Origin of the sequence: Rossellomorea arthrocnemi (assembly GCF_904424705.1) — a bacterium.
GTDB classification, from domain to species: Bacteria; Bacillota; Bacilli; order Bacillales; family Bacillaceae_B; genus Rossellomorea; species Rossellomorea arthrocnemi.
In genome coordinates this window covers 359,399-373,164 of record NZ_CAJGBF010000002.1, presented here as the reverse complement: position 1 = coordinate 373,164, position 13,766 = coordinate 359,399, and the positions used below count along the sequence as shown (strand labels likewise).

14 protein-coding genes are annotated in these 13,766 nt (G+C 42.6%); 13 read left to right on the top strand and 1 reads right to left on the bottom strand.

Annotated elements, in window-relative coordinates; genetic code table 11:
* Positions 1-20: 20 nt before the first annotated feature.
* The 5 genes from prmA to deoC all read left to right on the top strand — a co-directional run bounded on the left by prmA (position 21) and on the right by deoC (position 6,309).
* Entirely contained in the window at positions 21-962 is a 942-nt protein-coding gene (gene prmA, locus BAA9072_RS04855) for a 50S ribosomal protein L11 methyltransferase (RefSeq protein WP_201713545.1), read from the top strand.
* A 31-nt stretch (positions 963-993) separates the two neighbouring features.
* Positions 994-1,740, top strand: a complete 747-nt coding sequence (locus BAA9072_RS04850; RefSeq protein ID WP_201713544.1) for a 16S rRNA (uracil(1498)-N(3))-methyltransferase — start codon at positions 994-996, stop codon at positions 1,738-1,740.
* Between the two features lie 5 nt (positions 1,741-1,745).
* Entirely contained in the window at positions 1,746-3,080 is a 1,335-nt protein-coding gene (mtaB, locus tag BAA9072_RS04845; RefSeq protein ID WP_201713543.1) for a tRNA (N(6)-L-threonylcarbamoyladenosine(37)-C(2))-methylthiotransferase MtaB, read from the top strand.
* A gap of 511 nt (positions 3,081-3,591) precedes the next feature.
* Positions 3,592-5,256, top strand: a complete 1,665-nt coding sequence (locus tag BAA9072_RS04840; RefSeq protein WP_201713542.1) for a glycoside hydrolase family 13 protein — start codon at positions 3,592-3,594, stop codon at positions 5,254-5,256.
* A 381-nt stretch (positions 5,257-5,637) separates the two neighbouring features.
* Positions 5,638-6,309, top strand: a complete 672-nt coding sequence (deoC, locus tag BAA9072_RS04835) for a deoxyribose-phosphate aldolase (protein ID WP_201713541.1) — start codon at positions 5,638-5,640, stop codon at positions 6,307-6,309.
* Between the two features lie 36 nt (positions 6,310-6,345).
* On the opposite strand, the gene BAA9072_RS04830 is transcribed toward deoC, so the two are convergent.
* A complete protein-coding gene (locus BAA9072_RS04830) occupies positions 6,346-7,278 on the bottom strand; it encodes a Na/Pi symporter (protein ID WP_201713540.1) in 933 nt (310 codons plus the stop codon).
* A 334-nt stretch (positions 7,279-7,612) separates the two neighbouring features.
* Here BAA9072_RS04830 and rpsU point away from each other — a divergent pair, with 334 nt between their 5' ends.
* From rpsU to BAA9072_RS04790, 8 genes are all read left to right on the top strand, one after another.
* Positions 7,613-7,786, top strand: a complete 174-nt coding sequence (gene rpsU / locus BAA9072_RS04825) for a 30S ribosomal protein S21 (protein WP_032087602.1) — start codon at positions 7,613-7,615, stop codon at positions 7,784-7,786.
* Between the two features lie 14 nt (positions 7,787-7,800).
* Positions 7,801-8,247, top strand: coding sequence for a GatB/YqeY domain-containing protein (locus BAA9072_RS04820; RefSeq protein WP_201713539.1), 447 nt, complete (start codon positions 7,801-7,803; stop codon positions 8,245-8,247).
* Positions 8,248-8,447: 200 nt separating this feature from the next.
* Complete coding sequence (locus tag BAA9072_RS04815) at positions 8,448-9,731, top strand: NfeD family protein (protein WP_201713707.1); 1,284 nt, start codon at positions 8,448-8,450, stop codon at positions 9,729-9,731.
* A gap of 27 nt (positions 9,732-9,758) precedes the next feature.
* Positions 9,759-10,754, top strand: a complete 996-nt coding sequence (floA, locus tag BAA9072_RS04810; protein ID WP_201713706.1) for a flotillin-like protein FloA — start codon at positions 9,759-9,761, stop codon at positions 10,752-10,754.
* Between the two features lie 30 nt (positions 10,755-10,784).
* Complete coding sequence (locus BAA9072_RS04805; RefSeq protein ID WP_201713538.1) at positions 10,785-11,249, top strand: hypothetical protein; 465 nt, start codon at positions 10,785-10,787, stop codon at positions 11,247-11,249.
* Positions 11,250-11,305: 56 nt separating this feature from the next.
* On the top strand, positions 11,306-11,590 hold the full coding sequence (gene yqfC / locus BAA9072_RS04800; protein ID WP_201713537.1) for a sporulation protein YqfC: 285 nt from the start codon (positions 11,306-11,308) through the stop codon (positions 11,588-11,590).
* 11 nt (positions 11,591-11,601) lie between these two features.
* Positions 11,602-12,789: a sporulation protein YqfD gene (gene yqfD, locus BAA9072_RS04795; protein ID WP_201713536.1), complete on the top strand. Its 1,188-nt coding sequence runs from the start codon at positions 11,602-11,604 to the stop codon at positions 12,787-12,789.
* Between the two features lie 3 nt (positions 12,790-12,792).
* Positions 12,793-13,752: a PhoH family protein gene (locus tag BAA9072_RS04790; RefSeq protein ID WP_201713535.1), complete on the top strand. Its 960-nt coding sequence runs from the start codon at positions 12,793-12,795 to the stop codon at positions 13,750-13,752.
* Positions 13,753-13,766 lie beyond the last annotated feature (14 nt).

The following is a 13,766-nucleotide window of genomic DNA, read 5'->3' as shown; positions in this document are numbered from 1 at the left end:
AGAGCGGAGTTGGTAGATCAATGAAATGGTCAGAAATCAGTATTCTTACAACGAATGAAGCGATTGAGCCGATTTCAAACATTCTTCATGAATCAGGGGCAAGCGGTGTGGTCATTGAGGACCCTGCCGAATTACTTAAGGAAAGAGAAGATATGTTTGGAGAGATCTACCAACTCAACCCTGATGATTACCCTGCAGATGGCGTCCTGGTCAAAGCCTATTTGCCCGTCAATAGTTTCCTTGGGGAAACCGTTGACGAAATCAAGCAGGGGATAACGAATCTTGTTACCTATGATATCGACATTGGTGAAAACAAAGTGGAGATTTCTGAGGTAAATGAAGAAGAATGGGCCACGGCCTGGAAGAAATACTACCATCCTGTGAAAATTTCGGATAAGTTCACGATTGTTCCTACCTGGGAAGACTATACACCGGTTCATAGTGACGAACTCATCATTGAGCTGGATCCAGGCATGGCGTTTGGAACAGGAACTCATCCTACAACCGTTATGTGCATACAAGCTCTTGAGCGAATCGTAAAAGAAAACGATTCGGTCATTGATGTTGGGACAGGTTCAGGAGTATTATCCATTGCGTCAGCACTATTAGCTGCAGATAATGTAAGGGCGTATGATCTGGATGAAGTGGCTGTTCGATCAGCAAGACTGAATGTAAAGCTAAACAAAGTCCAGAAAACGGTGTCGGTGGATGCTAATAACCTGTTGAATGGTGTTTCCGGACAGTCAGATGTGATTGTGGCGAATATCCTTGCTGAGATCATCCTGCGATTTACTGAGGATGCCTACGAGCTAGTGAAACCGGGTGGATATTTTATCACCTCGGGGATCATTCAGCCTAAGAAACAAGAGGTTCGTGACTCATTGGAAGCAGCCGGATTTAAGATAGAAGAAATCATGGTAATGGAAGACTGGGTTGCGATCATCGCATATAAGCCTGTGTAAGGAAAAGTAAAAACGGTGGAGTTGAAACTGTATGCAGCGATATTTTATTAATGACCTATATCGAGAAAACGATCCGATTTTGATTACAGGGGACGACTATCATCATATCGTTCGTGTCATGAGAATGAAGGAACAGGATGAAGTCTTTGCTGTCTTCAAGGATCAAGCATCAGCGATCACCCGTATTGAAACGATTTCCAGTGACGCAGTCGAGCTATCAATAGTACAATGGGAAACATCGACGAAAGAATTACCAATTAAAGTAACCATTGCGAGCGGACTGCCGAAAGGGGATAAATTGGAGTTGATTTTCCAAAAGGGTACAGAGCTTGGAGCCACTCAATTTATCCCTTTTAATGCGGATCGCTCCATTGTGAAGTGGGACGATAAGAAAGCAAAGAAGAAAGTAGATCGTTGGGAGAAGATTGTAAAGGAAGCGGCTGAACAGTCGCATCGACTTCTAGTCCCGGATGTATCTGCCCCCGTTTCAATAAAACAATTGATTCAGGCACAATTCGATTACAAACTGGTCGCATATGAAGAAGAAGCAAGGGCCGGGGAAAAAGGGAATCTTTCAAAGGTGTTATCCTCGATTCGTCAGGGACAAAGTGTCCTGGTCGTATTCGGTCCTGAGGGTGGATTATCGGAAAAAGAAATAGAACTGCTGAAGAACGAGGGCTTTCTAACATGCGGCCTTGGTCCAAGGATCCTGCGGACGGAGACGGCCCCATTATATGTTCTTTCAGCCATCAGCTATCAATTAGAACTTATGAGGTGATTGCAATGCCATCAGTAGCGTTTCACACTCTAGGGTGTAAAGTGAACCACTACGAAACAGAAGCCATCTGGCAACTATTTAAAGAAGAAGGATATGAACGTGTAGAATATGATTCCATCGCAGATGTGTATGTCATCAACACATGTACCGTAACTAATACAGGAGACAAGAAGAGCAGGCAGGTCATTCGCCGTGCCATCCGAAAGAATCCTGATGGGGTCATCTGTGTAACAGGATGCTACGCTCAAACTTCCCCTGCAGAAATCATGGCCATCCCCGGCGTCGATGTCGTGGTAGGTACGCAGGATCGTAGGAAAATGCTCACGTATATTGAAGAATACAAACAAGAACGTCAACCAATCAATGGTGTCACGAACATCATGAAGAACCGGGTCTATGAAGAGTTGGATGTCCCTGCATTCACGGATCGTACTCGTGCCTCTCTTAAAATCCAGGAAGGCTGCAACAATTTCTGTACGTTCTGTATCATTCCTTGGGCACGGGGACTGATGAGATCCCGTGATCCCGAAGAAGTCATTCATCAGGCGCAGCAGCTCGTTGATGCTGGATACAAAGAGATCGTTTTGACAGGAATCCATACCGGCGGATACGGTGAAGATATGAAAGACTACAACCTTGCCATGCTCCTTAAAGATTTAGAGCAAAAAGTGAAGGGGTTGAAGAGAATTCGTATCTCATCCATCGAAGCGAGTCAATTGACGGACGAAGTCATTGAAGTGATTGATCAATCCAAGATCGTAGTAAGGCATTTGCATATTCCACTTCAATCAGGGTCCAACACGGTCCTTAAGAGAATGCGTAGAAAGTATACGATGGAATTCTTTGCCGAACGTTTGGAAAAGCTTAAGAAAGCTTTACCAGGACTTGCGGTTACATCAGATGTCATTGTCGGTTTTCCCGGTGAGACAGAAGATGAATTTATGGAAACCTATAACTTCATTAATGAGCATAAATTTTCTGAACTTCATGTCTTCCCATACTCCAAACGGACAGGTACGCCTGCAGCCAGAATGGATGATCAGATCGATGAAGATATCAAGAACGAACGTGTTCACCGCCTAATTGAGCTTTCGAATCAATTAGCAAAGGAATACTCTTCTCAGTTTGAGAACGAAGTGCTGGAAGTCATCCCTGAAGAGATCTACCAGGATGATCTCTATGTAGGATACACGGATAATTACTTGAAAGTCGTCTTCCCTGCAACGGAAGACATGGTTGGGAAGCTTGTGAAAGTGAAACTCACAAAAGCAGGTTATCCTCTAAACGAAGGCCAATTCGTACGTGTACTTGAAGAGGAAGAGGAGAAAGCAGCAATTTAATAAATGAAGTGGCTGAGACAAAAGTGTTTTAGTCAAAGAAAAAATCCGAACGATCACTCTAAATTCTTTTACGAATATCGAAATCGTTCGGATTTTTTTATCTTTTTAATAAAGCATGCTTAGTGTATACAGCCGGTTCTAGCTGTTGATTGGAGTGCAAGACGAAGACTCCTCGGAATAGGTGAGACCCCGCAGAATCGGGCAGCGGTGTAACAAGTAGTTCTATAGACTATTTTATATGAATGGTTCGTCTTTAGATTGGATCGATTTAGTTATGTCCAGGCTCTTTCGTGATCCTTTTCAAAAGCGTCATTTGTTTTTGCAGAATAATACTTTTTAACCACTTTCTTTTTTTTAGAATCAAATTATCTATTGATTAGTGCAGAATAAGGTTGTAAACTATTATTGTTAATCAAATATAAGAAAAGGGTCTTTTTTTAAAACTTTCAATGCAAACGATTGCATTAAATGTAAGCGTTTGTATCTTACTATACTTAGACGAGGTGTTACAATGAAAAAGGCATGGCGTAAAGAGGCAGTGGGATACCAAATCTATCCGAGGAGTTTCCAGGATTCCAACGGTGACGGAATCGGGGATCTTCAGGGAGTCATTCAGCGGTTGGATTATATTAAAAAATTGGGAATCGATGTGATTTGGATTTGTCCCATGTACAAATCCCCTAATGATGATAATGGGTATGATATTTCAGATTATCAGGATATCATGGAAGACTTCGGAACGATGGAAGATTTCGATCAATTACTGAAAGAAGTTCATAGACGGGATATGAAATTGATCATTGATCTTGTACTGAATCATACCAGTGATGAGCATCCTTGGTTCATTGAGTCAAAAAGTTCAAAAGAAAGCTCCAAGCGGGATTGGTATATTTGGCGGGATGGTGTAAATGGCCGGGAGCCGAATAACTGGGAAAGTATCTTCGGGGGATCCGCGTGGGAGTATGACAAAGCAACAGATCAATATTTCCTCCATGTTTTCTCGACGAAACAGCCTGATCTTAATTGGGAAAATGTGAAAGTCCGTGATGCGCTGTATGACACGGTCAATTGGTGGCTTGATAAAGGAATTGATGGCTTTAGAATCGATGCCATCAGTCATATAAAGAAGCGTCCGGGTCTACCTGATATGCCGAATCCGAAGAATGAAAAATACGTTTCATCTTTTGACATGCATATGAATCAAAAAGGAATCCATACGTTCCTGCAGGAATTCAAGGATCGAACGTATGCCAACTATGATGTGATGTCGGTTGGAGAAGCAAACGGTGTGAAAGCCGATGAAGCTGAGTTATGGGTCGGAAAAGAAAATGGAAAGATGGATATGATCTTTCAGTTCGAACATCTTGGGTTATGGGATGCGGAAACGAACCCGGACCTTGACATCGTGGAACTAAAGAAAGTTCTTTCTCGTTGGCAAAAAGGTCTTGAAGGTAACGGCTGGAACGCTCTATTCATCGAAAATCATGATAAGCCCCGCGTTGTATCCACTTGGGGGAACGACAAAGAATACTGGAAAGAAAGTGCTACAGCGATGGCAGCCATGTACTTCTTAATGCAGGGAACCCCATTCATCTACCAGGGACAGGAAATCGGCATGACCAATGTTCAATTTCCTTCCATTGAAGATTATGATGATGTAGCCGTTAAAAATCTATACCGTCTTAAACGGGAAGAAGGGGTACCTCATCAAGACATCATGGAAATCATCTGGGCTTCCTCCCGTGATAACAGCAGAACACCGATGCAATGGTCAGACGAAAGAAATAGTGGGTTTACGAATGGAACTCCATGGATGAAAGTGAATCCAAACTATAAAACAATTAACGTAGAGTCACAGGAGAGGGATGAAAATTCAATTCTGAACTTCTACAAAAAAATGATTCAATTAAAGAAAGAGGAAACTGTCTTTACGTACGGCATCTATGATCTATTACTTGAAAATGATAAACAAATTTATGCGTATACCCGTACTGGAGAAGATCGATCCATGGTTGTCATTACAAACCTTTCCACGAAGAATGCCGTTTGTGACCTTGGTGAATTAGAAGTATCCTCATCAAACCTTCTCTTGAACAACTATGAAGTAGACAGTCATGATGAATCGAACAAGCTGACCCTCAAACCATACGAGGCAAGAGTATATCGATTAAATTAATCCCAAAACACCCCCGGTCAAAATTGGCCGGGGGTGTTTCAGCTATATTTATCTCAGCATGAATGCATAGTTTGGGTCATCTAAGGATTAATCATGCAACTTTCACTATAAACCCACTATTTTTGTGTATGATCATTTAAGAATACATCTTAAATCCGTTGATTGGAACGTCAGATTCTCGACTACTGCGGGAAAGCTTTAAGACCCCACAGGCAATTCCGCTTGGAATCAACTAGTACAGGCTTATTCAGAAACACCAAATTTACTAATGAAATGAAAAGGTTTTCTTTATTTTGGGAGATACTATAAAGTACTCGTCTTTTTCTCTTTGTTTTGATATGATAAGAGAGGTACGGACAACTGTTAAAGGAGAGATAATCAATGACTATGAACATTGCAAGTATGATCGATCATACTTTACTTAAACCAGAATCAACCAAAGACCAAGTGGAAGTGCTTTGCCAGGAAGCTAAAGAATTCAAATTTGCTTCCGTGTGCGTAAACCCGACTTGGGTACACTATTCAAGTGAATTATTAAGCGGTACCGAAGTGAAAGTATGTACGGTAATCGGGTTTCCACTCGGAGCATCTACACCTGAAACGAAAGCATTCGAGACGAAAGATGCAATCGTAAAAGGAGCAACAGAAGTCGATATTGTTATCAATATCGGTGCCTTAAAAAGCGGGGACCTTGATCTTGTGAAGCGTGACATTGAAGCTGTTGTGGCAGCTTCAAAAGGAAAAGCACTATCTAAAGTCATCATTGAAACGTGTCTTCTGACTGAAGAAGAAAAAGTAAAAGCGTGTCAACTTGCTGTAGAAGCAGGAGCTGACTATGTGAAAACATCTACCGGCTTCTCGACAGGTGGCGCAACAGTTGCGGATATCGCCCTGATGAGAAAAACGGTTGGACCTGATATCGGCGTGAAGGCTTCCGGTGGTGTGCGCTCTCTTGAAGATGCACAAGCATTGATCGAAGCAGGAGCTACTCGGTTAGGAGCAAGCTCAGGTGTGAAAATTGTACAAGGTTTAACAAGCGATTCAGATTATTAATAAAGAAAAAAGCTGAACGGAGTACATTGTACCTGTTCAGCTTTTTTTTGGAAGATGAAGGTTTTCGATCAAGAGGGCAAAGCGGTTGGCGAATGGAAGAACAAGGATGGAACATAAAAGGTTAAATATGACACTGGCGTGGGCCAATTGTAAATCCGGGGAACCTGCAAGCGTTCGTACGGCCATACCCAGTAAAGGGATACAAGGTATGAAAAGAGCAACGCCAATCACATTCAGCCAGATATGAGCGTAAGCTGTCAGCTTTGCCTGTGTCCCACCCCCGATGCTTGCGATAAAAGCAGTGATGCATGTGCCGACATTTGCACCGAGCATAATGGCTATCCCTGCATGAAGATCAATGGAACCTGCAGCGAGAAACCCCATCGTCACACCGGTAACGACTGTACTGGATTGAATGATGGCAGTTAACACGCATCCAATCAGTAATGAAAGGATGATATGTTCATTCACCTGAATCATGTAAGCGCGCAATGATTCGTGTGTCGTCAAGGGTGTTGCGAGCCATTGGATGGCCCGGATGGATGTGAAAATCAATCCGAACCCGACAAAAATCATACCGGTGCTCCTGATTTGAGGTGACCGGAAAAAATATAAAACACACCCGATGATGATGGATGGAACAATGAGATAATTCATATCCAGTGTGAACATCTCAAGAGTGAAAGTGGTACCGATATTCGATCCAAGCATGATGCCGATGGTTTGACGGAAAGGGATCAACCCGGAGGAAGCAAGTCCTACCGTGAGGACCATAACAGCAGAACTGCTATGAATAAATGCGGTGACAACCGTTCCTGTCATAACACCCTTAAATGGCGTGCTAGTGAGATAATGAAGCCATGTCTTAATCTTCTGATTCGCAATATTAAATAGACCCGTTCTAAGCCAGGTCATACCGAATAAAAAACATAAGATGAAAAAAATAAAGGCAACCACTTGTAAAATCATTGAATTCCTCCTGTAAACCACCACGATTAATACAAATGTATGGAGAAAATCAATGAGACATGCCTATTTATATGAGTGTTTTATTATAAATTGTTGACCTAACACATATCATATATTATAATGGCAAAGTACATGGATTTCTTTATAATATGAAGAAATTCATCCAAGAAAGACATACACTTTCTGTCCCCTTGTGACAATAAGGCAAGGGCAAAGCCATAACCTATTGGTGAAGTAAAGGGCGTCAGGTAACTCTGCGTCTTAAGAAATTGGTACAAACCATTTCTTGACTTGAACATGTAAGTGTAGTGTGTTCGGAGGGAGGGAAAGAGAGATGTCAAAAACAGTTGTTCGTAAAAACGAATCGCTTGAAGATGCTCTTCGTCGCTTCAAACGCTCAGTTTCTAAAACAGGAACTTTACAAGAGTTTAGAAAGCGCGAATTTTATGAAAAGCCAAGCGTAAAACGCAAAAAGAAATCAGAAGCTGCAAGAAAGCGTAAGTTCTAAGAGAGGGTGTAAGTATGAGTCTTCTCAATCGTTTAAATGATGATATGAAACAAGCGATGAAGAATAAAGAAAAAGAGAAGCTTTCTGTTATCCGCATGTTAAAGGCTTCACTTCAAAATGAAGCCATAAAACACGGGAAACAGGATCTCTCTGAAGACGAAGAGTTGACTGTCCTTTCTCGAGAAGTGAAGCAACGGAAAGACTCCCTCCAGGAATTTCAAAACGCCGGTCGACAAGACCTCGTTGAAAAAATTCAAACAGAACTGACTTACGTCGAAATATATATGCCTACACAGCTTTCAGAGGAAGAAGTCTCTGCTATTGTCCAACAAACGGTAGCGGAGGTAGGTGCTACTTCTAAAGCCGACATGGGCAAAGTGATGGGAGCAATCATGCCTAAATTAAAAGGGAAAGCCGATGGAGCTCTCGTCAACAAACTTGTTCTTCAACATCTATCATAAGATTAAAAAAACCGGAAAGCATCGATGCTTTCCGGTTTTTTTAAAACCGGATTTAAATGATGCTGCGATCAAGCTACCCTCACTCGCATATTTTTCGAAAAAAGTGAAACTTTTTTAATAGGTCATACGTACATAGAATATCAAGGAATATTACCTGAAATGAGGGGGTTAAGTTGAGAAGAGGTATACTTGTATTATTGATGCTGATCCTTGGGGGCAGTTTATTGCAACTGCCTGTCAGTTCTGCTGGGGATTCGGATAAAGTATACGTGATTCCCATTCAAAAAGAGGTAGAAAGAGGCCTGCATGCATTTTTGGAAAGAGCAATCAAAGATGCGGAAGATCACAACGCTGAACTGATTATCTTTGATATTGATACACCTGGTGGATTGGTGGATGCAGCCGGCGATATCGGTCAGCTCCTGGATGGTATCGATGCGAAGACGATTGCGTTTGTGAACAACCATGCGCTGTCGGCGGGTGCATTTATTTCCCTTCATGCTGATGAAATTTATATGGTCCCGAATGGACAAATGGGTGCTGCGGCTGTGATTGACCAGGCTGGAAATGCGGCGGATAAGAAAGCTCAAAGCTACTGGCTTTCCGCCATGAAAAGTGCTGCTGAATCAAATGGTAGAGATCCTCAATATGCATTAGCAATGGCAGATGAATCTCTTGTAGTAGAAGAGCTTGGGATTGAAAAAGGTGAATTATTAACCCTGGGATCAAAGGAGGCAAAGGAAATCGGATATTCTGAAGGGACTGTTCAGAACCTGGATGAATTATATGGAACGCTTGGAGTGGAGAAATCCTCGGTCAAACAAGTGGAGGAGACCTTTGCGGAAAAACTTGCACGTTTCATCACAAATCCAGTCGTCGTACCGATTCTTCTTTCCCTTGCGAGCCTGGGATTGATTGTGGAACTGTATTCACCGGGTTTTGGAATCGCTGGTTCTATCGGCTTGATTTCTCTTGTATTATTCTTTTACGGGCACTTGGTTGCAGGGCTTGCCGGATATGAAACCATTATTCTTTTCATAATTGGTATTATTCTTATAGTGGCTGAGTTCTTCCTTCCGGGGGGAATAGCAGGAGGACTTGGTATAGGGGCGATCCTTGCAAGTATTATGTTGGCAGGGGGCGATATGATGCAAATGGGGATATCTCTTATGATTGCTTTATTGATTGCCGTTGCGACAGTGACTATCTTTGTAAAGGTGTTTGGTAAAAAAATGAAATTTTTTAACAAAATCATTTTAAACGATTCCACCAGCACAGAAAGCGGATATGTATCAAATGCCAATCGATTGGATTTGATTGGTAAAGAAGGTGTGACCAAAACACCTTTAAGGCCATCCGGTACCGTGATCGTGGAGGATGAAAGAATCGATGCCGTGACAGAAGGCGGCTTTATCAAAGCAGGTGAAAAGGTTAAGATTGTGAAGGTAGAAGGATCAAGAATTGTAGTAAGAGACATTTCATAAATACACAGGAGGTAAGAAAATATGGTTATAGGACCAAGTACAATTTTATTACTCGTTGCAATCGTTGTGGGTATTATCGTTTTAGCTGTTTTATTTACATTTGTCCCAGTCATGCTGTGGATTTCAGCGATCGCAGCTGGGGTAAGAATAAGTATTTTTACACTAGTGGGGATGAGATTAAGACGTGTTATCCCGAGTCGTGTGATCAATCCGTTGATTAAAGCTCATAAAGCTGGAATCACAGTCACGATCAATCAGCTGGAGAGTCACTATTTAGCCGGTGGTAACGTTGACAGAGTGGTTAATGCATTGATTGCTGCTCATCGCGCAAATATTGAATTGACGTTTGAGCGCTGTGCCGCCATTGATCTTGCAGGTCGTGACGTACTGGAAGCGGTTCAAATGAGTGTTAACCCAAAAGTAATCGAAACACCATTTATTGCAGGTGTTGCAATGGATGGAATTGAAGTGAAGGCCAAAGCGCGTATTACGGTTCGTGCAAATATCGACCGCCTTGTCGGGGGTGCCGGTGAAGAGACGATCGTTGCCCGTGTAGGGGAAGGGATTGTATCTACGATCGGTTCATCCGACAATCACAAGAAGGTACTGGAAAATCCTGATCTGATTTCTCAAACAGTCCTTTCAAAAGGTCTGGATGCAGGTACTGCATTTGAAATTCTCTCGATTGATATCGCGGACGTTGATATCGGCAAGAATATCGGAGCTGAACTGCAAACAGAACAGGCAGAAGCTGACAAAAACATTGCCCAGGCGAAAGCGGAAGAAAGAAGAGCAATGGCCGTTGCAAATGAGCAGGAAATGAAAGCAAGAGTAGAGGAAATGAGAGCGAAGGTTGTGGAAGCGGAAGCAGAAGTACCACTTGCCATGGCAGAAGCACTCAGGTCAGGAAACATCGGTGTGATGGACTATATGAACCTGAAGAATATCGATGCAGATACAGAAATGAGAGACTCGATCGGAAAGCTGACAGGGGATAAAAAAGATCCGAAGAGTGATAAGTAATCTCCCTTTGTTTAGAAAGGAGTTTTCTCCATGGAACCATTGATCATTGCCATATTGATCGGACTCATCACTACCATATTCAATAAAGTAAAAGAGTCTCCTTCCAATAAACCGGTCAGGCAAAAACCTATTCAAACGGCCACTCCGGCTTCTCCCCAACCTGATAGAAGAGGAAGGGAAGCAGGAGGGAGGGAAAGAACGAGACGCAGGGAACCAAGGTCAAACAAAGATCCTGTGAAAGAGTCTGCCCTCTCCATTCAAACCCGGATAGGAGATAACAAGAGGGAGCCGGAATCAGCCTATTCCAGTCTTCAGAAACAAGAAGAGCGTTATTCAAGGAAGGTTGAAGCCAATCACAATCGGGCGAGGAAGATTCGGGAGGCTAGCCATCCCCTCACTATTGATTTCAAAAATGAAGATGATATCGTAAAAGGATTTATTTTTTCAGAGGTATTTGGGCCTCCTAGATCAAAAAAACGCCATCATCAAAAATAAGAGTGATGAAACCCCTTTTCATTTCATAAATATGAGATGAAAGGGGGTTCTTTTTTATGGCGAAAAGCTTTTTGCAAGAGATGCGTAAATGGATGACACAGAAAATGGATTTACCCGAAGATGTCATGATGGACCTTCCTCGCGTCACAATGATTGGACAAATTCATATCTATATAGAAAACCACCGGGGTTTGTTGACCTTCACAGATCGGGAGGTACGCCTTCTGTTAAAGCAGGGTCAATTGCTAATAAAAGGAGAACAATTCGTCATCAAGATGATTCTTCCGGAAGAAATTCTCCTGCAGGGGAAGATCGTAGAAGTGATCTATTTAGAACAATAGGAGGGACGGATTTGAAGAATCAATGGTTCACCTTTCTGAGGGGAAAGGTATTTGTGAAAATAGAAGGAAAATCAGTTGAGCGTGTTATCAATCAATTGCTGCGGGCGGGTATCGCGATCTGGAATGTAAAGAGAGCGGGCACGGAGACCCTCACCTTTTACTTATCCTTAGACGATGTACATAACTTCAGAAGAGCGGTGCGGGCATCAGAGTGTAAAGTGACATTTCTAAGAGGGCAGGGGGTTCCATTCCTGTTCAAGAGATCCTTAAAGAATTCCGGGTTCATGATTGGTGGGCTGGCTTTCTTCGTCATCGTATTCCTTCTTTCCAATATGGTGTGGAATATAGAGATTAAGGGTGCGACGCCTCAAACAGAACACAGTATAAGGAAGGAACTGGAGGAGATGGGGGTTTCCAAGGGGAAAATGCAGTTCTCCCTCCCCGATGTAGAAAACATTCAGCGTGAGTTATCCTACAGGATGAATAACATCACGTGGGTAGGAGTGGAATTACAAGGGACAACCTTTCACTTTCAAGTGGTGGAAAAAAACGCTCCGGTGCCTCCTGAATCCACCGGCCTGCAGCATATTGTCGCCAAAAAGAAAGCCATCATCACGGAAATGTTTGTAGAAGAAGGAGACCCCCAGGTGAACATCAATGACTACGTCAATAAAGGGCAGCTGTTAGTATCCGGTCTGATCGGAAACGAGAAAGAGCCTAAAGGTGTCTCAGCTAAAGCAAAGATAATGGGTGAAACATGGTATAAGACGTCAGTTGAAATACCGTTAAAGTCCCGTTTTATAGTGTTTAGTGGAAATGAAAAAAGAAAACATTATCTGGGTATCGGTTCATTTGATATACCGGTCTGGGGATTCGGTAAATCGGAGTTTAAGGATGTTGTTGTGGAGGAAAATAAAAAGCCCCTGCGTTTTCTAAAGTGGGAACTGCCAATCTATTATATTGATCGAAGCATGAAAGAAAAAGAAGACGTGGAGAGAACCTATACGAAATCCGAAGCTATCACTGCTGCGAAAAAGCTTGCCAGAAGTAACCTGGAGTCCTCCATCCCGGAAGATGCTGAAATTAGAGGGGAAAAAATTTTGCAAGAAAAGGTTGAGAATGGTAAAGTTAGGGTAACCATTCACTTCAAAGTATTAGAAAATATTGCAGTGGGACAACCAATTATTCAAGGAGACTAACGAATGTCAGATGAAATCTTAATGAAATTACAACTTGAAAACCCGAATGAGGCCATTGCTTTGTTTGGCGTTTCAGATTCTCACCTTAAATTAATAGAACAGGAATTACACGTTTCAATTGTAACAAGAGGCGAAGAGTTGCTGGTTTCAGGTAAGGAAGAAGATGTAAGTCTCGCTCTTGATATTTCTGATCGACTGGTGGCCGTAATCCGTAAAGGAGTCAACATTGGCCAGCGTGACGTCCATTATGCCATTGAAATGGGCAGACAAGGGACGCTTGAATATTTTACAGAGTTGTACAATGAAGAAATTACAAAGAACGCGAAGGGTAAATCGATCCGTGTGAAAACCCTTGGACAGCGTCAGTACATCCAATCCATCAAGAAGCAGGACATGGTATTCGGGATTGGACCAGCGGGTACCGGTAAGACCTATTTAGCCGTCGTCATGGCGGTGCACGCCCTCAAGAATGGACAGGTCAAGAAGATCATCCTAACTAGACCCGCCGTTGAAGCAGGTGAGAGTCTGGGTTTTTTGCCTGGTGACTTAAAGGAGAAGGTGGATCCTTATCTCCGACCCCTTTATGACGCCCTGCATGATGTATTGGGAGCTGAGCATACAGCCCGCCTCATAGAGAGGGGTACCATTGAAATAGCTCCCCTTGCGTATATGAGGGGCCGTACACTGGATGATGCGTTTGTTATTCTGGATGAGGCTCAAAATACAACCAAAGCCCAAATGAAAATGTTCTTAACCAGACTTGGCTTCGATTCAAAGATGATCATCACAGGAGACCGCTCTCAAGTGGATTTGCCAAGGGGAAGTGAGTCGGGATTGATTTCTTCTGAACGTATATTAAAAGATGTTAAAGGAGTATCATTCATTTATCTCGACCAGGCTGATGTAGTCCGTCATCCGTTGGTCGCGAAAATTATCGATGCCTATGAAACAATTGAAAAATAGACAAAAAGAGATTG

Bases quoted from the DNA above. Each gene is read 5' to 3' on its own strand.
- rpsU (WP_032087602.1), top strand. From the start codon at position 7,613: ATGTCAAAAACAGTTGTTCGTAAAAACGAATCGCTTGAAGATGCTCTT.
- BAA9072_RS04805 (WP_201713538.1), top strand. From the start codon at position 10,785: ATGGAACCATTGATCATTGCCATATTGATCGGACTCATCACTACCATA.
- BAA9072_RS04850 (WP_201713544.1), top strand. From the start codon at position 994: ATGCAGCGATATTTTATTAATGACCTATATCGAGAAAACGATCCGATT.
- BAA9072_RS04820 (WP_201713539.1), top strand. From the start codon at position 7,801: ATGAGTCTTCTCAATCGTTTAAATGATGATATGAAACAAGCGATGAAG.
- prmA (WP_201713545.1), top strand. From the start codon at position 21: ATGAAATGGTCAGAAATCAGTATTCTTACAACGAATGAAGCGATTGAG.
- BAA9072_RS04790 (WP_201713535.1), top strand. From the start codon at position 12,793: ATGTCAGATGAAATCTTAATGAAATTACAACTTGAAAACCCGAATGAG.
- mtaB (WP_201713543.1), top strand. From the start codon at position 1,746: ATGCCATCAGTAGCGTTTCACACTCTAGGGTGTAAAGTGAACCACTAC.
- BAA9072_RS04815 (WP_201713707.1), top strand. From the start codon at position 8,448: ATGCTGATCCTTGGGGGCAGTTTATTGCAACTGCCTGTCAGTTCTGCT.
- BAA9072_RS04840 (WP_201713542.1), top strand. From the start codon at position 3,592: ATGAAAAAGGCATGGCGTAAAGAGGCAGTGGGATACCAAATCTATCCG.
- BAA9072_RS04830 (WP_201713540.1), bottom strand. From the start codon at position 7,278: ATGATTTTACAAGTGGTTGCCTTTATTTTTTTCATCTTATGTTTTTTA.
- deoC (WP_201713541.1), top strand. From the start codon at position 5,638: ATGACTATGAACATTGCAAGTATGATCGATCATACTTTACTTAAACCA.
- yqfC (WP_201713537.1), top strand. From the start codon at position 11,306: ATGGCGAAAAGCTTTTTGCAAGAGATGCGTAAATGGATGACACAGAAA.